Source organism: Chryseoglobus sp. 28M-23 (genome assembly GCF_014789785.1).
Lineage (GTDB): Bacteria > Actinomycetota > Actinomycetes > Actinomycetales > Microbacteriaceae > Microcella > Microcella indica.
In genome coordinates this window covers 592,361-614,028 of the sequence record NZ_CP061846.1, presented here as the reverse complement: position 1 = coordinate 614,028, position 21,668 = coordinate 592,361, and the positions used below count along the sequence as shown (strand labels likewise).

Here is a 21,668-nt window from a genome sequence, read left to right as displayed (position 1 = left end):
AAGAACGCTTTTCAGGACACGTGCGGGGTGGCGATGCTCGTTCCTACGTCGCTCCAGCCAGGTTGCCTATCTCCGCGGGCGTGAAAAACGAACTCTTGACAACCGATCTTTAGTGCCGGTTCGAGCGCACGAGAAAGAGACCATCATGCCCGGTCTTCCTCTTTATCGTCTGCGGCCTCACATCAGGATGGATGTACTCTCCTCAATTCGCTTTCGCCAAACCCTTCAATATTGACGTCTATCCCCTCTTGCAGATCACAACGCGTTTGCGATCACGAGACCGACGAGCACGGCGCTCGCCGCGGGACCACTCGTTGGCGTGGTCGGCAGGATGCCGAGGTCGGCGATGTGCAGACCTTCGATCCCGTGCACGGCACCGCGGCCATTGACGACCGACGTTGAAGGGTCGGTGCCCATGGGCGTCGTGCCGCAACTGTGCAGCGCTGTCGAAAGACGGCCGCGCATCCAATCGTCAAGGGCATCGTCGTCGAGACCACCTTCGAGCGATGGATACTCCGGCCGTACGCCGATCTGTAGGAGTGGCTCACTCGCGAGTAGGGCGGCAGCGAGTCGCGCGGCGACCCGTAAGCGCGCGCGATCGCCAGGGGTGCGAAGATATCTAAAGTCGAGCCGTGGTATCCCGCCACTGTCAAGCAATAGCTGGCCCGGTTGCTCTGTGCGCAGCGCAGAGACCAGCACGCTGAGGCTAGTGTCACCTGTGTCGCTGTCGAGCAGACGACCCATGGGACGCAGCACTGAGAGCACCTCGACGTCACCGGGCACGTCCTCCGCGCTCGTCCCGGGGTCACAACGGCTGGAGCCGTGCACTACCACCCCAAGCGTCGTCTCGGTCGGGTGGTCCAGCACCTCGGTCGGCACTCGAAAACGCAGCTCGAGCTGCGGGTGGTCGTGTAGTTGCGCCCCCACTGGCAGATCCCGCACGACGGTCGCGCCCGCTGCGCGCACCGCGCCCGGTGGGCCGACACCGCTGTGCACGAGTAGCTGTGGAGTGGCGATGGCACCGGCGCACAACACGACGCGGTCAGCCCTGATGGCCTCGACCGCGTCGTCGACGACGATTTCGACACCGGTCGTCTGCCCTCCTCGATTGAAGAGAACGCGCGTCACGGTGCATCCGCCCCGGATGGTGAGCCCTGAAGTTGGGGGCTCTAGCCAGGCGCGCGCCGTGCTCCAGCGCTGCCCGTCGCGAGTGTTTGTGGGCAACGCGCCGACTCCGGGCGGCGGGTCGGGGCTGGCGTTCTGGTCAGGGACAAACGGTAGACCGAGCTCTACTCCAGCGGTGAGCAGTGCGGCGCTGAGCGGATGGTCGAGGGAGCTGCGTGTGATGGGCATCGGGCCCGAGCCGCGATGCCCGTACTCGCGGTCACCTTCAATCTCGGCCCAGAGCGGCAGAGTAGCCGAGGCGCTCCAGCGGTGGTCGGCCGCGACGGCGGCCCAGCTATCAAGGTCGCGACTGCGCGGGCGCCTGAAGTAGGCGCCGTTGATCGCCGTCGAGCCGCCCGCGACGAGCCCGCGCACCACCGTGTGATCGCGACCCGGCGTGAGGGTGCCGCGGTAGCTGACCGCAAGTGGATGCCCGGGGACGGCCGCGGCGAGGCTCGAACCGTCCCGCGTCGAGTGGGGTGCGGGCACTGGGCCGGCCTCGAGCAGCAGCACGCGCTCGCCCCTTTCAGCGAGTCGAGCCGCGAGCGGAGCACCCGAGCCTCCCGCCCCGACCACAATCACATCGGGCGCGCGAGGGGTCATCAGCGCGGGCCGGGCTCGTCGAGCAGCATGAGGTCGCGAGCGGCGAGGAAGCCCTGGTCGAGCAAGTCGCTCAGTGATGCGTCTTCGTGCTTGAGCCATTGCTCGTAGGCGGCGATCGAGACACCGAGACACACCCAGCCAATTGTTTGGGGCAGGAGGCCGCTCGGCGAGGTGTCGAGTCGCTCGGCGACGAAATCGGCGATCACCTGGCGCCACGACTCGTAGCGGATGGTCGAGTGCGCGACGAGGGAGGGCACCGTGAGCAGTAGCGTCATCCGCTCGCGGTGATACTGCAGTTCTTCGGGAGGTGTGCGGTTGAAGACCACGATGGCGATGCGGAGGGTGTCCCTCAACGGGACACTGCGCGGCAGGGAGTCGAGGTGCTCGCGCATGCTTCGCAGCATGTCGTCGAACTGACCCCAGGGCAGGTCGTTCTTCGAGGGGAAGTATCGGAAGAAAGTGCGGCGTCCTATGCCGCAGGCCGCGGCGATCTCATCAACTGTGACCTGATCGAAGCCGCGCTCGATGAACAACCGCAGGCCCGTGTGGCTTATCTCGGCATGCGTTGTGGCGGGATGACGCCCGATGCGCACCACGGGGTTGGCCGCCGCGTCTACGAACTCACTCAACTCTCATCACCTGCCTCTTCCCTTCGGCACTGAGTGCCACTACAGTACTGAGCACTGGGAGAATCCGACACCGATGTCAGAAACCCTACGCGGAGGAGCATGCCATGAGCCACGCCGACAACCGACCTGAGGCCCCGATCGACGAACTTGTCGACGAGGAATCGCTCGTCGAAGAAGTCTCGATCGATGGAATGTGCGGGGTGTATTGAGCCCCTCATGGACTCCATCAGGCTCGACGCCACACTCACAGTTCACCCTCGCGTCTCGATTCGGCCCGAACCCTTCGGTGCCCTGCTGTACCACTTCGGCACCCGACAGCTGAGCTTTCTCAAAGATCGCGTGCTGCTCGATGCCGTAAGGGCCTGCGACGGCACCCGCACTCTGGCTCAGGCTCTCGCCGAGGCTGCCGTGCCCGATGCTCAGGTTGAGCGTTACCGGCGCGCCGTCGCGACGCTAGTGCACTCGACGATGCTCGAGAGCCGACCCGCGAACGAGGTGGCGGCATGACGCTCGTCGCCCCATCGCCAGTACAGACGTCGCCGGTCGCCCCCGCTCGCACCTCGAGCACCCTCATCGGCCACTTCGAGGCCGGTCTGGATGCTCCCATCTGCTTGACCTGGGAGCTCACGTACGCCTGCAACCTCTCCTGCAGCCACTGCCTCTCGAGCTCCGGTCGACGCGACCCGCGCGAGCTCACCACGGAGGAGTGCAAGGCCGTCATCGATGAGTTGCAGCGCATGCAGGTCTTCTACGTCAACATCGGCGGCGGCGAGCCGACCGTGCGCAGCGACTTCTGGGAGCTCGTCGACTACGCCACCGACCACCAGGTGGGCGTGAAGTTCTCCACCAACGGCATCAAGCTCACCCCCGAGATCGCCCAGCGCCTCGCCGCGAGCGACTACGTCGACGTGCAGATCTCCCTCGACGGTGCGACCGCCGAGGTCAACGACCACGTGCGGGGCCCCGGGTCGTACGACACCGCCATGCGCGCGATGCAGAACCTCGCCGACGCGGGCTTCCGCGGCTTCAAGATCTCCGTCGTGTGCACACGGGAGAACATTCCGCAGCTCGACGAGTTCAAGGCCATCGCGGATCGCTTCGACGCGCAGCTGCGGCTGACGCGCCTGCGCCCGAGCGGCCGCGGTGCGGACGTGTGGGACGACCTGCACCCCCTGCCCGAGCAGCAGCGCGAGCTGTACGACTGGCTCGTCGCCCACGGAGAGGGAGTGCTCACGGGCGACTCGTTCTTCCACCTGTCGGCTTTCGGCAGCGCCCTGCCCGGTCTCAACCTGTGCGGTGCCGGCCGCGTGGTGTGCCTCATCGATCCCATCGGCGATGTCTACGCCTGTCCTTTCGCGATCCACGACGAGTTCCTCGCCGGCAGCATCCGCGAGCCGGGCGGCTTCGAGGCGGTGTGGCGGGAGAGCGAGCTCTTCCAGCGGCTGCGCGAGCCGACCGGCGGCGGGGCGTGCGCGAGCTGCTCGTTCTACGACTCGTGCCGCGGCGGCTGCATGGCGGCGAAGTTCTTCACGGGCCTGCCGATCGACGGCCCCGACCCCGAGTGCGTGCGCGGCTTCGGTGAGCAGCTGCTGGCCGAGCGGGCCGAGGATGCTCTGCCGAAGCCCTCGGGCGACCACTCGCACCGCACTTCGCCGCCGCGGCCGCGCGGCGGGGCGGGCCCCGTGCCCCTGACTCTCAGCGTCCGACGACCGGACGCACCCCCGGCGCACGCCTGCGCCGAGAGCCCGCTCGCCGGGTTTTCACCGACGACGACCGCCGCGGGTTGCGCCTGCGGCACCGACCACTAGGAGCCGCCGCACCCGAGACCACGCTCGAACCCAGCACGCTCAGCGCCTCACACACTCGCCTCACCCACGCCCGCTCGCCTGCCGGCGTGGCTCTCAGTCGTACCCGAAAGGACATCTCATGGGAATGCTCGACGGAAAAGTCGCCCTCATCACGGGCGGCTCGCGCGGCCAGGGTCGCGCCCACGCCATCACGTGCGCCAAGGAAGGCGCCGACGTCATCATCATCGACACCCTCGACCAGATCGAGTCGGTCGCCTACCCGATGGCGCAGCAGGCCGACTTCGACGAGACCGTGCGGCAGGTCGAAGATCTCGACCGGCGCATCGTCTCCGTCGTCGGTGACGTGCGCAAGCAGGCCGATCTGGATCGAGCGGTGTCGGAGGGCATCGCGAGTCTCGGCCGCATCGACATCTTGATCGCCAACGCCGGCATCTTCTCGCTCGCCCCCGCCCACGAGCTCACCGATGAGCAGTGGGATGACATGATCGCCGTCAACCTCACGGGGGTCTGGAAGTCGGCGAAGGCCGTGCTGCCGCACATGATGGAGCAGGGCGGCGGATCGATCGTCATCACCTCGTCGATCAACGGCATCGAGCCCGGCGCGAACTACGCGCACTACTGCTCGTCGAAGTTCGGCGTCGTCGGCCTCATGAAGACACTCGCGCTCGAGTACGCGAACCACGGCATCCGCGTGAACTCCGTGCACCCCGGCGCGATCTTGACGCCGATGACGAGCTGGCAAGGCGCCTGGGACATGATGTCGGGCAAACCCGCCGGCGAAGGCACCGAAGACGACATGCTCGAGGCGGGCTACCACTTCCACGCCCTCAAGGGCAACGGCTTCTTGAGCCCTCAGCGCATCGCCGACGCCGCGCTGTACCTCAACTCCGATCTGGCCTCCGCCGTGACGGGCGTCACCCTTCCGGTCGACGCCGGGCACCTGCTCATTCCCGGCGTAAACGCGTCACCGGTGCGCGCTTAGTCGCCCGACACCAGACGTCACCGCGCCGCGCGGTTCGCGGCACACCAAGGTGCGGCAAACCCGCACCCAAACAGAACGGAGAACGCAATGGGGCGTTTAGATGGAAAAGTGGTTTTCATCACGGGTGTCGCCCGGGGGCAGGGTCGCAGTCACGCGATCCGGTTCGCCGAGGAAGGCGCCGACATCATCGGTATCGACGTGCTCGAACCGATTGCCGGGTCTGTGTCCGACCCCACGACGCAGGCCGATATGGAGGAGACTGTCGCCGCGGTCGAAGCTCTCGATCGGCGCATCATCGCGACGAAGGCCGACGTGCGCAGCCTGGAGCAAGTCAAGAAAGCGGTGGATGACGGGGTCGCCGAGCTTGGGCGACTCGATGTCGTCCTGGCGAACGCGGGAGTGTCGACGTTTACGGGGCCGACAGAATCGTTGAGCGAGGAGGCATTCACGGATCTCGTGGATATCAACCTCAACGGCGTCTGGCGCACGTGCGCCGCGGCTATCCCTCATATCAAGACTGGTGAGCGTGGCGGATCGATCATCATGACGAGTTCCGCTGCTGGACTAACGGCCCTGGCAAACCTCGGCCACTATGTCGCGGCGAAACATGGTGTCGTCGGCCTCATGCGAGCGCTCGCTCTCGAGCTGGCCCCTCACAAGATCAGGGTCAATTCCATCCATCCGACAACGGTGGACACTCCCATGGTCAACAACGAGGCCACGTTCAAGCTCTTCCGGCCCGATCTCGACAAGCCCGGCGTTGACGACTTCCTCGAGGCGGCCAAGGTCATGAATGCTCTGCCCGTGGGCTGGGTTCAGTCTGTCGACATCTCGAACGCGATGGTCTGGCTCGCCTCGGACGAAGCGCGCTACGTCACAGGCGTCACGTTGCCCGTCGATGCCGGAATGCTCGTCAAGTAGATTGCGACACCGACGTCGCGGCGCCCCGCACGGCAGAACCTCGCTAGGCGGGGCGCTTTTCACACACAAATCGAAAGCAAGGAGATCATCATGGGACGGTTGGACGGAAAAGTAGTTCTCATCTCGGGCGTCGCTCGCAGTCAAGGCCGCAGCCATGCGCTGCGGTTCGCTGAGGAGGGGGCCGATGTGATCGGCTTCGATGTCTTGGATGAAATCAAAGGCTCGGCATCGGGACCGGCGACGCAGGCCGACATGGACGAGACAGTGAGACAGGTCGAGGCTCTCGACCGGCGCATTATCGCGACCAAGGCCGATGTGCGCGATTGGGCGGGGGTGAAGGCCGCGGTTGACGACGGCGTGGCCCAACTCGGGCGTCTCGACGTCGTCCTCGGCAATGCAGGTGTGTTCACGGCGCCGTCGCTCGCCGAGGACATGGAGGACGACATCTTCATGGACACTCTCAACATCAATGTGGCCGGCGTCTGGCGCACGGCGAAGGCGGCGATCCCCCACCTCAAGAACAACGCGAATGGTGGCTCCATCATCATGACAAGTTCCGTCGCCGGCCTCTCAGGGATTGCCAATTTCGCACACTACGTGGCGTCGAAGCATGCTCTCGTCGGACTGATGCGGACATTGGCGCTTGAGCTTGCACCGAGTCAAATTCGCGTGAACACGGTCCATCCGGGGACGGTCAACACCGTCATGGTGATGAACGATGTCCTCGCCAGAGTATTTCGGCCAGACCTTGAAAACCCGACTGCTGATGATGTCATTGCTGTGGCACAGCAGATGAACCCCATGGGTGCCGACATGCTCGAACCGTACGATATCTCGAATGCGATGGTGTTCCTCGCATCCGACGAGGCGCGTTATATCACGGGCGTGACGTTGCCGGTCGACGCCGGATCGATGGTTCAGTGACCGACGCCTCCACCGTCTCGGCGAGCCGTGACCGGGTCGCCGGGCACCTCGTCGGCCGCGAGCGTGAGATCGAACTCACGCTCGCGGCCGTCGCGGCCGGACGCGACATCGTGCTCGAAGGGCCCCCCGGCACGAGCAAGACGACGATGTTGCGGGCGATCACCGACGAATGGGGCATTCCGCTCATGTTCGTCGAGGGCAACGCCGATCTGACGCCAGCCAAGCTCGTCGGGCACCACAACCCTTCGCGCGTGCTGCGCGAGGACTACTCGCCCGACAACTTCGTGCCGGGCCCGCTTACCGAGGCGATGCAGACGGGCGGGTTCCTCTACATCGAGGAGTTCAACCGCGCCCCCGACGACACCCTCAACACGCTGCTGACGGCGATGGCCGATCGGCGCCTCGCGATACCGCGCGTCGGCATGATCGAGGCGCTGCCAACCTTCCGGGTCATCGCGTCGATGAACCCCTACGACAACGTCGGTACGACAAAGCTGTCGTCGTCGATCACCGACCGTCTCAATCGACTGTCGGTCGACTATCAGGATGCTCCGGCGGAGGAGAGCATCGTGCGATTGCGAGCGAAGCCGACATCCGCGATCGCAGACCGGCTCGTGGGCGATGCGGTCGCGGTCACCCGGGCAACCCGTGAGCATCCGTACATCAGACAGGGTTCGAGCGTGCGCGGCGCGATCGACCTGGTCGCCGTCGCCGAGCAGCTCGCGGGCCTGCGCTCGATCGCAAGCTCCGACCACGAGCGGTACACCGAGCTCGTCTACGACGCCATGGTTGTCGCGCTGTCGGGTCGCATCCACATTGATGAGGCCGTCGACATCACGCCCGAGGCTGTGCTCCGCGAGATTTGGGAAGACCGTTTCGTGCTCGAGCCGGCGATGGCCAAGCCGGGATGAAGAGAACTGCACCTCGATTCGCCCATCCAACGCAAGCGCTCGGGTCAGAGGTCGACGACGGCTGCGCGGCCGCTCTCGCGCACCCCGAAGCAGCTCGACCAGAAGCCGACGGTATTCGAGCCGGGGCAGGGCGGGGCGGGCATGGTGTTCCGCTCGCGGCCGGGAAGCCGACCGGGGCACGCGAAGCAGCGCCCGGGCGGCTCGGCCGAAGGCTTCACCGACGAGGTCGCCGAACTCGTGCCGATCGAGGCGTCGGGCACGCTCGACCCCGCGGTGCGAGCGCTCGCGCGGCAGATCGCCTCGCGTCTCATGATTCCGCGACCGAAGAAAGACTCGCGCTCGCAGCGGGGGTCGGGGGCGTTCGCCAGTGTGCCCTACCGGCGCGGCAGCGACGAGATCGATCTCGACAAGACCATCGAGATGCTCGCCGAGAAGCCGGTGCCCGACGACGAAGACATCATCGTGCGCGAGCGGGTGCGCACGCGCCGGGCACTCGTGCTCGTCGTCGATGTCTCGGGATCGATGAAAGGCGAGCGCATCCGCACCGCGGCCGCGATCGTCGGCGCCCTTGCGGGAGAATTGTCGAACGACGACCTGGCGCTCATCGCATTCTGGTCAGACGCGGCCGTGCTGCAGACCTTTGGCCAGCACCAGAGCTCCGACCGGCTGCTCGACTTGCTGACGAGCATCCCTGCTCGAGGGCTGACGAATGTCGGATTCCCCCTCGAGCTCGCGGCGAAAGAGCTGCGCAAGCGGCCCGCGCAAGACGCCCGGGTGCTGCTGCTCTCCGACTGCGTGCACAACGCAGGGCCCGACCCGCGCCCGATCGCAGCGCGGCTGCCGCGACTCGATGTGGTGTTGGATCTCAGCGGCGAGCACGACCTCGAGCTCGCCCGAGAACTGACCCGAGCCGGACGAGGGGCGATGCAGACCGTGCTCACCCACCGCGATGTCGCGACCGCGCTGACCCGCATCTTCACGACTTGATCACACCCACGATGACTGCAAGGAGAAATCACGATGAGTAGGAACGCCTGGTTCGAGACCGTCGCCGAAGCACAACGTCGCGCCAAGAAGCGACTGCCTGGTCCCGTCTATGCCGCCCTCATCGCCGGCTCGGAGAAAGGCGTCTCTCTCGACGACAACATTGCGGCGTACAGCGAGCTGGGGTTCGCCGCTCGCATTGCCGATCATCACGCGGTGCGCGACCTGTCGACCTCAGTCATGGGCATCGACATCTCTCTGCCCGTCATCATCTCGCCGACCGGCGTGCAGGCGGTGCACCCCGAGGGCGAGGTCGCGGTGGCACGCGCTGCGGCCAACCGCGGAACGATCATGGGCTTGAGCTCGTTCGCGTCGAAGCCGGTCGAAGACGTCGTCGCGGCGAACGCCAACACTCTCTTCCAGGTCTACTGGAGCGGCGAGCGCGACGAGATGATCCACCGCATCGAGCGGGCCAAGGCGGCCGGCGCCAAGGGCCTCATCGCAACGCTCGACTGGTCGTTCTCGAACGGTCGTGACTGGGGCAGTCCGCAGATTCCGGAGCGACTCACGCTCGGCGCCGCCATGAACTTCGCCCCGCACGCGCTGCCGCGCATCCCGTGGTTGTGGTCGTTCGCGAAGACCTTCAAGATTCCCGATCTCAAGGCGCCGAACCTCAAGCCCCGAGCAGGCGGCGAGCCTCCCACGTTCTTCGGGGCGTACGGCGAGTGGATGTCGACCCCGCCTCCGACGTGGGACGACGTGCAATGGTTGCGCGAGCAGTGGGGCGGCCCCTTCATGCTCAAGGGCATCGGCCGCGTCGACGACGCCAAGCGGGCCATCGACATCGGTGCGACGACCATCTCGGTCTCGAACCACGGCGGCAACAACCTCGACACGATTCCGGCGCCGATCCGCATGCTGCCGGGCATTGTCGACGCTGTCGGCGACCAGGTCGAGGTCGTGCTCGACGGCGGCGTTCGGCGCGGCGGCGACGTCGTGAAAGCTGTGGCGCTCGGGGCGAAGGCCGTCATGATTGGGCGCGCCTACCTCTGGGGCCTCGCGGCCAACGGGCAGGCCGGCGTCGAGAACGTGCTCGACATCATGCGCGGCGGCATCGACTCGGCCGTGCTCGGCCTCGGCCGCGGCGCGTTGAGCGAACTCGAGCGCGACGACATCTACGTGCCCGACGATTTCGAACGAGAGCGCTGAGCCGTCGCAGCCGCCCGATACGGTGGCGTCGTGACGCGACTCGATGAGGCGGCCTGGCCGTCGGTGCCGATGGAGCCGCTACTGCTCGTGCCGCTCGGCTCGACCGAACAGCACGGACCGCACCTGCCGTTCTCGGTCGATACCGACATCGCCGCGGCGGTCGCGCGAGAGGCGGCAGAACGGCTCGGCGCTGTCGTCGCGCCCGCGCTCGCCTACGGGTCGAGTGGCGAGCACCAGGGGTTCGCGGGCACGCTTTCGATCGGGCAGGATGCCCTGCGCCTGCTGCTCGTCGAGCTCGTGCGCTCGGCGCGCACGTGGGCGGCACGGGTGGTGCTCATCGCGGGGCACGGCGGCAATGCGCCCGTGCTGTGGGAGGTCGTGCCGACCCTGCGCGCCGAGGGCCATGAAGTCGCGTGGCTCGGGCTGGGGGCACCGAACGGCGACGCGCACGCAGGCCTCACCGAGACTTCGCTCATGCTGCACCTCGATCCAGCTCGCGTCGGCGCGTTCGACAACGTGGTGGGTGCGACTGAGCCGATCAGCGACCTGCTGCCGCACCTGCGTGAGGGCCGACTGCGCGAGGTCACGCCGAACGGCGTGCTCGGCGACCCGCGTGCTGCGACCGCGGCCGAGGGCGAGACACTACTCGCACAGATAGTGAACGAGGTGGTCGTGCGCATCGGGCTCGATCGAGTGGGAGCACACGGCGAGCTGCAGGCTCGATCGTGAAGCTGCCCAACGGCTTCACGGTGCGCCTCAACAGGCGCACGCATGTCGCTGACGGCGGCGCCACCCTTGTCGGCGGTGTGCCGACACGAGTGCTCTACGTGACAGCACTCGCGCGGGCGATGCTGACGGGCGGTCGCCTCGTGGTCACCTCACCCACGACCGCGGCGCTTGCCGAGCGACTGCTCGACGCCGGCATCGCCGACCCGGTGGTCGCTGAGCTGCCCAAGCAGGCTGAGGCAGTGACGGTTGTGGTGCCTGTGCACGATCGGCCCGAAGCGGTCGCGCGGCTGCTCGCCAGTATCCCGAGCGGCATTCCCGTGATAGTAGTGGACGACTGCTCACGGAATCCGAAGGCCGTGCGCGACGTAGCCGATCGCTTCGGTGCGAATCTGATCGCCTTGCCGGAGAACCTCGGGCCTGCCAGCGCCCGAAACGCGGGGCTAGCTGCTGTGACAACGCCATTCGTCGCCTTCATCGACAGCGACATGGTCATCGACGCCGACACGGTTCCACGCCTGCTACGACACTTCGCCGACCCGCGAGTGGGCCTCGTGGCACCGCGTATCGTGGGTCTCGAGCCCGAATCCGGCCCGAACTGGATTACGCGCTACGAGGCAGCGCGATCGTCGCTCGACCTCGGCGCCGAGCCCGCCAACGTGCGCCCGGGCGCGCGAGTGTCGTGGCTGCCCGCCGCCTGTCTCGTGGCGCGCACCGAAGTCATCGGCGCGGGATTTTCCCCCGGTATGCGAGTCGCGGAAGACGTCGATCTCGTGTGGCGGCTCGTCAAGAACGGGTGGCGCGTGCGATACGAGCCCGCGGTCGAAGCTCGGCACGAGCATCGCCGCACCGTGCTCGACTGGCTCGGACGAAAGGCGTTCTACGGCACGGGCGCAGACGACCTCGCGGCCCGCCACGGCGACACCGTCGCGCCCGCGGTCTTCACGCCGTGGACCCTCGTTTTCGTCGGCGCGCTGCTGGCTCAACGACGCTGGTCGCTGCCGATCGCGGCCGGCGCGGCTGCACTGGCAGCAGTGCGCATCGGCTCACGCTTGCGCCCGACCCCCGATCGCGCGCGCATCGCCGTGCGGCTCACGGGCCTGGGGGCGCTCGCCGCGACGGCGCAGACCGCTGAACTGCTCACGCGCCACTGGTGGCCCGTCGCTGCGGTCGGCTCGCTCGTGTCGCGCAGACTGGGGCGGGCGGTGGTCGTGGCTGCGGTCGCCGATGCCGTGTACGAGCATCGGCGCACCGCCACCGGCATGGGGCTGGCCTCCTTCGCGATCGCCCGACGCTTGGACGACCTCGCCTATGGCGCTGGCCTCTGGATTGGTGCCATGCGCGAGCGGTCGAGCCGTGCGTTGCGACCGGTTGTGCGGGTCCGGTCGCGTATTCGCTAGCCGAACCCGGACATGCCTTTGGCAACGATCGTGATTCGGGCTAGCTCAATGGTCTCAGGCGACCGCTCGTCATGTCATGATCACTGCGCACTATCGACCCTCTCCCTATAGACGGAGGCTCACACGTCGTGAGCCTCCACATCTACGTGGAGGAGTGCTTCGATGGCTCGCAGGCGCGGTTCGAATGTCGGTGACATGCAGTTGTCTTTCGACCTGTGGGGGCTCGAAGACCCAATCCCGGACGACGGCGCGCCGGCATCTGCCGGCGATGAGGAGAGGAATGTCGATGAGCGATCAGTTCAGTCCGGACCCGCAGCTGGTGCGGCAGGTGGAGATCGACCTGAACCGTCGAACGGTGTCGGCCGACGACCTGTATCTGAAGCGGATGGGGTTGTTCACGAACGACCGGATGGTGGCGAACAAGATCGCCTACGCGGAGCAGACAGCGGAATACTCCGAACTTGGGTACTGGACCACGAAAGCGGAGCGCAACTACTTTCTGACCGCCAGGCCAACCGCGCTGGAGGCTTTCCAGCTGCTGTATCGGCACGCGAGGAACGCGCCGATCATGCCGAGCCCGATAGCTCTGGAGCTGCTGGAGTACGTGGAGGACTCGGAGCAGATGGACGAGCTGGCGTGGTCCAGCGAGTACCGGTCGCTGACGCTGTTCTGGATGTCGAAGGAGCAGGAGCAGTCGCTGCGGAGGGCGCCGGAGGTGGTGGTGGCGCTTTCGAAGGTGATGGAGCCGGTGGCGAAAGCGCAGGGGCTTTCCTGGCCGATGAATCCGATGCAGTTGCGCGTGCTGTGGCGGATGCTCCGACTGTGCGAGGACGAGCGCGCGTTCAGTTGGGAGTATCTGCAGGACGTGTGCTCCAGCAGCTGGTTCTTGAGTCTCGAGCGCCGACCGAAGAAGAGCGGCGTCTTCTAGCTTGCTGGCCGGGGAGGGGTGCCACCCCGGAACTGTTCGACGAGGACGACGCGCGCTACGCCGACGAGCGCGCACAGCTAAAGGCACTGTGGACCGACGGGGAGTGGGCGGCAGCACGCCGCACGGTGTTGAACGCCCACTACACCTCCCGCGACTTCGCCCACGGCATCTGGGAAGCGCTCGCTGAGAGCGGCGTCACCACCGGTGAGGTGCTGGAGCCTGGAAGCGGCTCGGGCATCTTCATCGGCACCGCCCCTGCCGGCGTGCACATGGTGGGCGTTGAGGTGGACCCGACGACGGCCCGCATCAGCCAGTTGGTCTATCCGCAAGCGCAGATCCGCATCGAGTCGTTCGCCGACACGCAACTGACCGGCGATGGGTTCGACGCAGTGGTCGGCAACGTGCCGTTCTCCAACGCGACCCTGTACGACCCGGCGTACAACATCGAGAAGCTGTCCATGCACAACCACTTCATCATGAAGTCGTTGGCCATGACCAAGCCCGGCGGAATCGTCGCGGTGCTCACCAGCCGGTTCACGCTGGACTCGAAAGACGACGCGGCCCGTCAGCGGATGGCGGAGCTCGGGGAGTTCCTCGGCGCCGTGCGGTTGCCTGCCGGCGCTCACGATGACGTCGCCGGCACCGATGCGGTCACAGACCTGGTGATGTTCCGTCGGCACCTGCCGGGGGAGAATACGCAGTCCCGCACCGACCGGCTGACCTCCTCTGACCGGCTGATCGACGGAAACACCGTCCGCGTGAGCGACTACATCTATGCGAACCCAGCACAGGTTGTTGGCACACTCGCCTCCCGTCAGGGACGGTTCGGATTCGAGCCGACCGTGCCGCCGCCTGACGGTGGCCATGACGCGATCGCCGCTGCGTTCCGTGCGGCGGCGATCGACGTCGCCACCCGTGCGCGCAGGGCGGGCCGTGGATGGGCCGCCGAAGGCCAGATCGTCACTGACAGGCCGCCGGCGCGCATCGCGCAGAAACCCGGCGGTGTGGTCGGAAGTCTGCTGGTTGACGCGATGGGGCAGATCGTCGCCCAAGGCATCAACGGTCGCGTCGAAGTGCGCCTGCCGGCAGCGGTCTCAGGTGAGCTGCGGAAACTGATCGGCCTGCGCGATGCGGCGGTGACGGTGCTGGAAGCAGAGTCACGGTCATCCCACGACGGCGACCTGCTGGCTGAGCTGCGGGCAACGCTGAACACTTCCTACGACGACTACGTGCGCGCGCATGGCCCCATCAACCGGGTCGAGACGCGCGGCACGGGGCAGTTCGACGACGACGGCGAAGAGATCGTCAGGCGGAAATATCCACGGGCGCTGCTGGAGTTGCGCCGCGACCCGCACTTCGCAGTCGTGGCGGCGTTGGAGATCTTCGACGAAGACTCCGGGCGCGCCCGCAAGGCGGACATCTTCACCAAACGTGTCATCGGCTACGTCGACGAGGTGACCCGTGTGGACTCACCGGAAGATGCCGTCGCGGTCAGCATGGACCGTGAAGGGCGCGTCAGCGTACCCCTGGTGGCGGAACTGCTCGGCGTCGACGAAGCGGCCGCGGTCGCCCTGGTGACCCCGTTCACGTTCCCTGACCCGGCGAAACACGGACAGCTGGTGCCGGTCGCCGAATACCTATCGGGCGACGTGCGCGCTCGCGCGCGGTTGGTGCGGGAAGAGCTCGCCGACGACCCGACACTGGTGCGCAACCTGGCCGCGCTCGAGGCGGTGATCCCGCCTGAGCTAGGCCCGGAGGACATTGACGTGAAGCCCAGTGCTTCGTGGGTGCCGGAGAAGACGAGTCACCAGAACCTTCAGCAGTCCCGGCCGATGTCGAGCACGAGCTCGTGCCCCCGCCGTTCCGTACTCTGCCGGAGCTCATCGCGAATGCGGCCGCAGAGTATGCCGATACCGTCGCGTTCACGCAGTGCATGCCCAATGGCATGAACGGCTCGCTCACCTACGCGCAGGTCGAGGCGCTCTCCGACGCCTTCGCCTCATACCTGCGCGAGGATGTGGGCCTGAAGGCGGGCGACCGCGTCGCGGTGCAGATGCCGAACTGCCTGAGCTACCCGGTCGTCGCCTTCGGCATCCTCAAGGCCGGCTGCGTGCTCGTGAACACGAATCCGCTCTACACCGCGAGCGAGATGATCCACCAGTTCTCCGACTCCGGTGCGAAGGCGCTCGTGATCATCGACATGTTCGCTGACCGGTTGCCGGAAGTGGTCGCGCCGACCGACGTCGAGACCGTCGTCACCGTGCGCATCGGCGAGTTCTTCCCGCCCGTCATCGCGGGCGTCATCCGTCTCGTGCAGAAGTGGTGGAACCGCTCCCTGCCGGCCATCACCGTCGAGCACACGGGGCTGCAAGCGGCTCTCGCGTCAGGCCGCGAGCGGCTCGGCAAGGCGGAGAGCTATGTGGCGCATCTCGACGCCGACTCGCTCGCCGCCCTGCAGTACACCGGCGGCGGTACGACGGGCGTCGCGAAGGGCGCGATGCTCAGCCACGGCAACCTCGTCGCCAACACGCTGCAGATGATGCAGCTGCTCAGCACGCACATCCGCCCCGGCAAGGAGGTCGTGCTGACGGCCCTGCCGATGTACCACATCTTCGCCTTCACGGTGAACCTGATCGGCTTCTTCCACGAGGGCGCGCGCAACATTCTCATCCCGTCGCCGCGACCGCCGAGCAACCTCAAGAGAGCCTTCGAGAACTACAAGATCACCTGGACGACGGGCGTGAACACACTGTTCAACGCCCTCCTCAACGAGCGGTGGTTCTCCGAGAACCCGCCGAAGCACCTCGTCGCCTCGGCGGCGGGTGGCATGGCCCTCCACGAGTCGGTCTCCGAGCGGTGGCGGGCCGTCACCGGCACGCCCATCGTGGAGGGCTACGGACTCACCGAGACCTCGCCCGCCCTCACCTTCAACCCGCTCGGTGGGGTGGGCAAGGACGGCACCATCGGCATCCCCGTACCGTCGACCGACATCCGCTGCGTCGGCGAGGACGGCACCGACGTCGGTGTCGGCGAGCCTGGCGAGCTCATCGCCCGAGGGCCACAGGTGACGGCCGGCTACTGGAACCGCCCCGACGACACCGCGAATGCGATGCTCGACGGCTGGTTCCGTACCGGTGACATCGCTCAGATGGACGAGGACGGCTACTTCACGATCGTCGACCGCAAGAAGGACATGGTTCTCGTGAGCGGCTTCAACGTCTACCCGAACGAGGTCGAGGAGCGCATCGCCGCGATGCCGGGAGTGCTCGAAGTCGGTGTGATCGGGCTGCCCGATGAGAAGACCGGCGAATCCGTGCGCGCCTACATCGTCGCCGCAGACAACCCACCCACCGAGGCCGAGGTGATCGCCCACTGCCGGGAGACCCTCGCCGCCTACAAGGTGCCGAAGTCGGTGCGTTTCGTCGAGGAGCTGCCCAAGAGCCCCATCGGCAAGATCCTCCGTCGCGAGTTGCGAGCCATCGGGGTCACCTCCGATACCGCGAGTATCGAGACGCAGGGAAGGGAGCTGTCATGACCGGGGCGTCGCTCATCCACCTGACTCAGACCGTCGTCAACGAGCAGGACGTCGTCACCGAGTTCGAGCAGATCCTGCTCGTCGGCCTCGTGTTCGTCATCATGTTCGGCCTCGGTGCGGGCCTCACGCCGCGAGACTTCCGCTCGGCCCTGCGTCGCCCGTGGGGTCTCATCATCGGCTTCGTCACGCAGTTCGGCATCATGCCGCTCCTGGCCTATGTTCTCGTGATCGCCGTGCTCTTCCAGCTGCCGCGCGAGTACGCCGCTCCCGTCGCCCTCGGGGCGCTGCTCATGGGCTGCGTGCCGGCCGGGACGACGTCGAACATCTTCACGTACTTCTCGAAGGGCAACCTTGCGCTCAGCGTCATCATGACGACCAACTCGACGCTGTGGGCGATCCTCATGACGCCGCTCGTGCTCGCGTTCTACGGCTCGCTCGTCTTCGATGCCGAATCAGACCTGCAGATCCCCATCCTCAACATCGTCGTGACGCTCGCGACGTTGCTCATCCCCGTCGTCGCTGGCATGATCCTGCGCCGCTACAGCGCCAATGTCGGCGCCGTGATGGAACTGCTCGGCGGCTTCTTCGGCCTGTTCTTCATCGTGTTCCTCATGGCCACGTGGGTGCCGCGCAACTGGGCGCTGCTCACCTCCACGCCGTGGCAGACCTACCTCGTGGCGATCGGTCTCGGGCTGTTCGGCATCGCGATCGCCTACGCCATCGCGCGGGCGATCCGCATGCACCCGATGAACGCTCGCACGATCGGGCTCGAGACGGGCATCCAGAACGGCCCGCTCGCGATCGCGATCGTGCTGCTGACCTTCGCGGGCAGCCCCGACATCGGGCTCATCCTCATCGTGCCGGCGCTCTACTCGCTCTTCATCGTCATCGTGTCGACGGTCGTGACGTTCTACTTCCGCCGCGCGAACCTCGCCGAGGAGCAGAAGATCCCGAACCTGCTGTAGCGCGTTCGGCGAGTCTTCAGGAGTCCAGCCACTTCGCGACGAGGTGGTCGGCGATGACGCGGCGCACGGTGCCCGAGCGCGAGCGCAGCACGATCGACTCGGTCGTGATGATCTCGCCCTCGCGGCGCACGCCGCGCACGAGTTCGCCGTCGGTCACGCCCGTCGCGACGAAGAAGGTGTTGTCGCTGCGCACGAGGTCGTTCGCCTCGTAGACGTGGTCGAAGAGAAGACCCGCGGCCTCGCCCTTCTCGCGCTCGTCATCGCTGCCCGGCGCGAGCCTGCCCTGAATGAAGCCGCCGAGCGCCTTGACGGCGCATGCGGTCGCGACACCTTCGGGGCTGCCCCCGGTGCCGATGCACATGTCGATGCGCGAGTCGTGGCGCGCAGCGTTGATGCCGCCGGCCACGTCGCCGTCGAGAATGATGCGCGTGCCCGCACCGGTCGCGCGAATCTCCTCGATGAGCTGCGCGTGCCGCGGGCGGTCGAGAACCGCGATGCGCATGTCGTCGACACGCTTCTTCTTCGCCGCGGCGAGGGCCCGAATGTTCTCCTCGACCGACTGGCGGATATCGAGGACGCCGATGCCCTCGTGGCCCGCGACGATCTTGTCCATGTAGAACACGCTCGAGGCGTCGAGCATCGACCCGCGATCCGCCACGGCGATCATCGAGATGGCGTGCCCGCGGCCCGCGGCCGTGAGGGACGTGCCGTCGATCGGGTCGACGGCGATATCGCACGCGGGGCCCTGCCCGTTGCCGACCTCCTCGCCGTTGAACAGCATGGGGGCGTTGTCCTTCTCGCCCTCGCCGATGACGACCAACCCCGAGAAGTTGACGGTGCCGAGGAACTTGCGCATGGCGTCGACAGCCGCTCCATCGGCGGCGAGCTTGTCGCCCTTGCCGATGAACGGTGCCGAGCGGATCGCGGCCGCCTCGGTCGCGCGCACGAGTTCCATCGCGAGGTTGCGGTCGGGGTGGAGGAACAGCGTTCCGGTCTCAGTGGTCACCACGATGGCGTCCTTTCCGTGGGTCGGCGATGCGTCGAGAAGATGAGGACGCGCCGGGTGGCAGTGCAGCGCGCGACCAGCCTAGCGTCGAGCCTGAACACCCGTCGGGGCGATCAGCCGGTGGCAGCGGGCACGCCCGTGGCTAGACTCGATGCGAAACCACGACACCCCCAGTACCGAGGAGTCTCATGCCCATCGCCACGCCGGACCAGTACGCCGAGATGCTCGACAAGGCCAAGAAGGGCGGCTTCGCCTACCCCGCGATCAACGTCTCGTCGTCGTCGACGATCAACGCCGTGCTGCAGGGCCTGAGCGACGCCGGCTCCGACGGCATCATCCAGGTCACGACCGGAGGCGCCGACTACTTCGCCGGCCAGAGCGTCAAGGCCCGCGCGTCGGGAGCGCTCGCCTTCGCCGCCTTCGCCACCGAGGTCGCCAAGAACTACCCGGTCACCGTGGCCCTCCACACCGATCACTGCCCGAAGGATGCCCTGCCCGGGTTCGTCATGCCGCTCATCGAGGCGAGCGAGGCCGAGGTGAAGGCCGGCCGCAACCCGATCTTCCAGTCGCACATGTGGGACGGCTCGGCGGTGCCTCTCACCGAGAATCTCGAGATCGCGAAAGACCTCCTGCCCCGCATGAAGGCCATCAACGCCATTCTCGAGGTCGAGATCGGCGTCGTCGGCGGCGAGGAGGACGGCGTGCAGCACGAGGGCTCGAACGACGCCTTATACACGACTCTCGGCGACGTCACCGCGGCGGTCGAGGCTCTCGGGCTCGGCGAGCACGGCCGCTACATGGCCGCTCTCACCTTCGGCAACGTGCACGGCGTCTACAAGCCGGGCAACGTCAAGCTGCGCCCCGAGCTGCTCAAGGAGATCCAGGACGGCATCCAGGCGAAGTACGGCACGGATGCTCTGCCTCTCGACCTCGTCTTCCACGGCGGCTCGGGCTCGACCGATGACGAGATCGCCACCGCGGTCGCCAACGGCGTCATCAAGATGAACATCGACACCGACACGCAGTACGCCTTCAGCCGCTCGGTCGCCGACAGCGTGCTCAAGAACTACGACGGCTTCCTCAAGGTCGACGGCGAGATGGGCAACAAGAAGGTCTACGACCCGCGCGCATGGGGCAAGGCGGCGGAGAGCGCGATGGCCGCGCGCGTCGTCGACGCGACCCGTCAGCTGGGCTCAGCGGGTCACTCGGGCAGCTGAGCCTGACGCTGCGCGAGCGGCGGCTTCGGCGACCGCGGGTCAGGCGCGGTCGTAAAGTCGAGCGCGATCGATGACCCGTTGCGCCAGCGGATACCCGTGACGGTCGACTGCAGGCTCACGTAGTAGGGCTCGAGGAACGTCACGCGGCGCCCCTCGGCGAGAGTCGTGAGAATTCTGAGCGCGACCGCGATCGTGCCCTCCGCGGGCGACCGCAACTCGATGCGCGCAGACACGAACCCGGAGGCGGGGTCGTCGAGCAGGGCATCCAGCATCGCGCGCAGAGCCGTACGCTGCGCCACGCCGAGGCGGTCGGCGAGCCGATCAGGGTCGCGCACGCTCAACGGCCTGCCGCGCGCCATGCGCTCGAGCCAGCTGTCGTTCGCCGACGCGAGCAGCTGCTCTCTCAGCCTCGTCGCCACCTCGGCCGCCCTCCCCTGGTCGCGGTCGTCGATCTCGCCGCGCTCGACGACGCCGGCCAGCAGCGCGAGCGCTTCCGCCAGCTGCGCGCTCGTCTGCTCGTCGACCTGCGCGATGAGCAGCTCGGTGCCGTCTGGATCGCCTCCCGCATCGTGGACGGCGGCGGCCGGCCCCTCCGACCACGGGCGCTCCGACCACCGTGTGAGCCGCCTCGTCACGGTGACGATGAACGCGACGGCGCCGGCGGTGCCGAACACGACGGGCGAGACGATCATGCTCGTCGCGGCGAGCGGGGGCCACGCGCTCGCCGCCCCGGCGTCGAGCAATGCGGCGGCACCCAGCGCGGTGATCAGCAGCACGAGCCCCGAGAGCAGCACGCACGGCGGGTCGCTGTACGGTGCCATCGCGAGCAGCAGCAGGGTGCAGACGAAGGGCGCCCACCACAGCTCGAGCACGATCTCGTCGTTGCCGCGGTGCGCGGCGGCCGAGATCAGCATCCCCGCGCTCACGAGCGCGACGGCGACCGCTGCTCGGCCGCCCGACAGCGGCCCCCGTCGGGGTCGGGTCGAGAAGAACAGCGACAGCAGCCCGAGCGTCGCGAGCAGCAGGGCGACGCCCTGCATCAGGAGCGGCGTGCCGCTCTGGCCGCCGACGAGCATGACGATGGCACCGTAGACGAGGGTCACCCCGATGGCCCCGAGCGGCAGGTTCGGCACGGCGAGCCAGCTCAGCGGATCGGCGTCCCACGGCGTGCGATGCTGCCGGGGTGCCGCCGCACGGCCGCTCATGGGGCGTCCTCTCGCAGCGGCGCGGTCAGCATGACCGTCGTGCCGTCCTCGCCCGCCCAGATGCGCACCGAGCCGCCGACATCCTCCACGCGACCCCTGATCGCCGTGCTCAAGCCCAGGCGATCCGCCGGCACCGCGTCAGGGTCGAAGCCGCGACCGTCGTCGACGACGAGGAGAGAGACCACCCCCGCGCGCTCGCCGACGACGAGGTCGGCGTGATCGGAACCGGAGTGGCGCGCCACGTTGTCGAGGGCGGCACGCGCAGCGGCCAGCAGCGCATCGGCGACCCGCGCCTCCACGGTGCGTGCGAGCATCTCAGCCCCGCTCACCTCCACGCGCACTCCCGTCCACTGGAAGTCGTGCGCCAACTCGAGCAGCGCCGAGCCGAACTCGGTTGCGACCGGCCGGGTGGCGGCCGGCTCCCGCACGCTCGACGACCGGATGACGTCGATGTCGGAGACGAACCGCGCGCGGGCGCGATCGCTGAGCGCACCGGGCGATGCCGCGACCACGGCGAGATCGGCGAGGACGGTATCGTGCACGACCGCCGC

21 protein-coding genes are annotated in these 21,668 nt (G+C 67.3%); 16 read left to right on the top strand and 5 right to left on the bottom strand.

The features are described from left to right. Window positions 1-255 precede the first annotated feature (255 nt). Together IE160_RS03020 and mftR are read right to left on the bottom strand one after the other, a co-directional pair. Window positions 256-1,767 carry a GMC family oxidoreductase gene (locus IE160_RS03020; protein WP_165638013.1) on the bottom strand — a complete coding sequence of 504 codons (1,512 nt, stop codon included), beginning with the start codon at window positions 1,765-1,767 and terminating at the stop codon, window positions 256-258. Further along, on the bottom strand, window positions 1,767-2,396 hold the full coding sequence (gene mftR / locus IE160_RS03015) for a mycofactocin system transcriptional regulator MftR (protein ID WP_152582065.1): 630 nt from the start codon (window positions 2,394-2,396) through the stop codon (window positions 1,767-1,769). Before mftR ends, IE160_RS03020 begins: the two co-directional genes overlap by 1 nt. Window positions 2,397-2,500: 104 nt before the next feature. Between mftR and mftA the strand changes: the two genes are divergently transcribed. From mftA to IE160_RS02945, 15 genes are all read left to right on the top strand, one after another. Then, window positions 2,501-2,605, top strand: a complete 105-nt coding sequence (gene mftA, locus IE160_RS03010) for a mycofactocin precursor MftA (RefSeq protein ID WP_152582066.1) — start codon at window positions 2,501-2,503, stop codon at window positions 2,603-2,605. A 7-nt stretch (window positions 2,606-2,612) separates the two neighbouring features. Beyond that, window positions 2,613-2,903, top strand: coding sequence for a mycofactocin biosynthesis chaperone MftB (gene mftB / locus IE160_RS03005; RefSeq protein ID WP_152582067.1), 291 nt, complete (start codon window positions 2,613-2,615; stop codon window positions 2,901-2,903). Further along, window positions 2,900-4,204, top strand: coding sequence for a mycofactocin radical SAM maturase (gene mftC / locus IE160_RS03000; protein ID WP_179873280.1), 1,305 nt, complete (start codon window positions 2,900-2,902; stop codon window positions 4,202-4,204). The genes mftB and mftC overlap by 4 nt, the downstream gene beginning before the upstream one ends. A 118-nt stretch (window positions 4,205-4,322) precedes the next feature. After that, window positions 4,323-5,186, top strand: coding sequence for a mycofactocin-coupled SDR family oxidoreductase (locus IE160_RS02995; protein ID WP_152582069.1), 864 nt, complete (start codon window positions 4,323-4,325; stop codon window positions 5,184-5,186). A gap of 108 nt (window positions 5,187-5,294) precedes the next feature. After that, window positions 5,295-6,107, top strand: coding sequence for a mycofactocin-coupled SDR family oxidoreductase (locus IE160_RS02990; RefSeq protein WP_284438297.1), 813 nt, complete (start codon window positions 5,295-5,297; stop codon window positions 6,105-6,107). A 90-nt stretch (window positions 6,108-6,197) separates the two neighbouring features. Further along, window positions 6,198-7,031, top strand: a complete 834-nt coding sequence (locus IE160_RS02985) for a mycofactocin-coupled SDR family oxidoreductase (protein WP_152582071.1) — start codon at window positions 6,198-6,200, stop codon at window positions 7,029-7,031. After that, window positions 7,028-7,942 (top strand): AAA family ATPase, encoded by a 915-nt coding sequence (locus tag IE160_RS02980; protein ID WP_191151609.1) that lies wholly within the window; start codon window positions 7,028-7,030, stop codon window positions 7,940-7,942. The genes IE160_RS02985 and IE160_RS02980 overlap by 4 nt, the downstream gene beginning before the upstream one ends. A 141-nt stretch (window positions 7,943-8,083) precedes the next feature. Continuing rightward, on the top strand, window positions 8,084-8,929 hold the full coding sequence (locus IE160_RS02975; RefSeq protein ID WP_152582072.1) for a vWA domain-containing protein: 846 nt from the start codon (window positions 8,084-8,086) through the stop codon (window positions 8,927-8,929). 33 nt (window positions 8,930-8,962) lie between these two features. Continuing rightward, window positions 8,963-10,135: a pre-mycofactocin synthase MftD gene (gene mftD, locus IE160_RS02970; RefSeq protein ID WP_152582073.1), complete on the top strand. Its 1,173-nt coding sequence runs from the start codon at window positions 8,963-8,965 to the stop codon at window positions 10,133-10,135. Window positions 10,136-10,165: 30 nt separating this feature from the next. Further along, complete coding sequence (mftE, locus tag IE160_RS02965; protein WP_224744541.1) at window positions 10,166-10,864, top strand: mycofactocin biosynthesis peptidyl-dipeptidase MftE; 699 nt, start codon at window positions 10,166-10,168, stop codon at window positions 10,862-10,864. Then, window positions 10,861-12,261, top strand: a complete 1,401-nt coding sequence (mftF, locus tag IE160_RS02960; protein ID WP_179873278.1) for a mycofactocin biosynthesis glycosyltransferase MftF — start codon at window positions 10,861-10,863, stop codon at window positions 12,259-12,261. The genes mftE and mftF overlap by 4 nt, the downstream gene beginning before the upstream one ends. A 286-nt stretch (window positions 12,262-12,547) precedes the next feature. Then, a complete protein-coding gene (locus tag IE160_RS02955; protein WP_179873277.1) occupies window positions 12,548-13,189 on the top strand; it encodes a hypothetical protein in 642 nt (213 codons plus the stop codon). After that, the gene (locus IE160_RS12475) at window positions 13,129-15,138 is read left to right on the top strand and encodes a winged helix domain-containing protein (RefSeq protein WP_224744540.1); all 2,010 of its coding nucleotides are present in this window, start codon (window positions 13,129-13,131) and stop codon (window positions 15,136-15,138) included. Before IE160_RS02955 ends, IE160_RS12475 begins: the two co-directional genes overlap by 61 nt. Continuing rightward, window positions 15,123-16,724, top strand: a complete 1,602-nt coding sequence (locus tag IE160_RS02950; RefSeq protein WP_255508229.1) for an AMP-binding protein — start codon at window positions 15,123-15,125, stop codon at window positions 16,722-16,724. Before IE160_RS12475 ends, IE160_RS02950 begins: the two co-directional genes overlap by 16 nt. Further along, window positions 16,721-17,689 (top strand): bile acid:sodium symporter family protein, encoded by a 969-nt coding sequence (locus IE160_RS02945; protein WP_191151607.1) that lies wholly within the window; start codon window positions 16,721-16,723, stop codon window positions 17,687-17,689. Before IE160_RS02950 ends, IE160_RS02945 begins: the two co-directional genes overlap by 4 nt. Before the next feature lie 16 nt (window positions 17,690-17,705). On the opposite strand, the gene glpX is transcribed toward IE160_RS02945, so the two are convergent. Further along, window positions 17,706-18,644 carry a class II fructose-bisphosphatase gene (gene glpX, locus IE160_RS02940; RefSeq protein ID WP_152582222.1) on the bottom strand — a complete coding sequence of 313 codons (939 nt, stop codon included), beginning with the start codon at window positions 18,642-18,644 and terminating at the stop codon, window positions 17,706-17,708. Window positions 18,645-18,883: 239 nt separating this feature from the next. Here glpX and fbaA point away from each other — a divergent pair, with 239 nt between their 5' ends. Beyond that, on the top strand, window positions 18,884-19,912 hold the full coding sequence (gene fbaA / locus IE160_RS02935; RefSeq protein ID WP_179873274.1) for a class II fructose-bisphosphate aldolase: 1,029 nt from the start codon (window positions 18,884-18,886) through the stop codon (window positions 19,910-19,912). On the opposite strand, the gene IE160_RS02930 is transcribed toward fbaA, so the two are convergent. Beyond that, window positions 19,897-21,117, bottom strand: a complete 1,221-nt coding sequence (locus tag IE160_RS02930) for a hypothetical protein (RefSeq protein ID WP_191151606.1) — start codon at window positions 21,115-21,117, stop codon at window positions 19,897-19,899. The two genes, fbaA and IE160_RS02930, sit on opposite strands and share 16 nt — an antisense overlap. After that, window positions 21,114-21,659, bottom strand: coding sequence for an ATP-binding protein (locus tag IE160_RS02925; RefSeq protein ID WP_191151605.1), 546 nt, complete (start codon window positions 21,657-21,659; stop codon window positions 21,114-21,116). The genes IE160_RS02930 and IE160_RS02925 overlap by 4 nt, the downstream gene beginning before the upstream one ends. Window positions 21,660-21,668: the final 9 nt, after the last annotated feature.

Excerpts from the sequence above, each read along its gene's own strand:
- IE160_RS02945 (WP_191151607.1), top strand. The coding sequence starts at position 16,721 with ATGACCGGGGCGTCGCTCATCCACCTGACTCAGACCGTCGTCAACGAG.
- mftA (WP_152582066.1), top strand. The coding sequence starts at position 2,501 with ATGAGCCACGCCGACAACCGACCTGAGGCCCCGATCGACGAACTTGTC.
- fbaA (WP_179873274.1), top strand. The coding sequence starts at position 18,884 with ATGCCCATCGCCACGCCGGACCAGTACGCCGAGATGCTCGACAAGGCC.
- IE160_RS02950 (WP_255508229.1), top strand. The coding sequence starts at position 15,123 with ATGCCCAATGGCATGAACGGCTCGCTCACCTACGCGCAGGTCGAGGCG.
- mftB (WP_152582067.1), top strand. The coding sequence starts at position 2,613 with ATGGACTCCATCAGGCTCGACGCCACACTCACAGTTCACCCTCGCGTC.
- IE160_RS03020 (WP_165638013.1), bottom strand. The coding sequence starts at position 1,767 with ATGACCCCTCGCGCGCCCGATGTGATTGTGGTCGGGGCGGGAGGCTCG.
- mftD (WP_152582073.1), top strand. The coding sequence starts at position 8,963 with ATGAGTAGGAACGCCTGGTTCGAGACCGTCGCCGAAGCACAACGTCGC.
- IE160_RS02985 (WP_152582071.1), top strand. The coding sequence starts at position 6,198 with ATGGGACGGTTGGACGGAAAAGTAGTTCTCATCTCGGGCGTCGCTCGC.
- glpX (WP_152582222.1), bottom strand. The coding sequence starts at position 18,644 with ATGGAACTCGTGCGCGCGACCGAGGCGGCCGCGATCCGCTCGGCACCG.
- IE160_RS02995 (WP_152582069.1), top strand. The coding sequence starts at position 4,323 with ATGGGAATGCTCGACGGAAAAGTCGCCCTCATCACGGGCGGCTCGCGC.
- IE160_RS02955 (WP_179873277.1), top strand. The coding sequence starts at position 12,548 with ATGAGCGATCAGTTCAGTCCGGACCCGCAGCTGGTGCGGCAGGTGGAG.
- mftC (WP_179873280.1), top strand. The coding sequence starts at position 2,900 with ATGACGCTCGTCGCCCCATCGCCAGTACAGACGTCGCCGGTCGCCCCC.
- IE160_RS02975 (WP_152582072.1), top strand. The coding sequence starts at position 8,084 with ATGGTGTTCCGCTCGCGGCCGGGAAGCCGACCGGGGCACGCGAAGCAG.
- IE160_RS02930 (WP_191151606.1), bottom strand. The coding sequence starts at position 21,117 with ATGAGCGGCCGTGCGGCGGCACCCCGGCAGCATCGCACGCCGTGGGAC.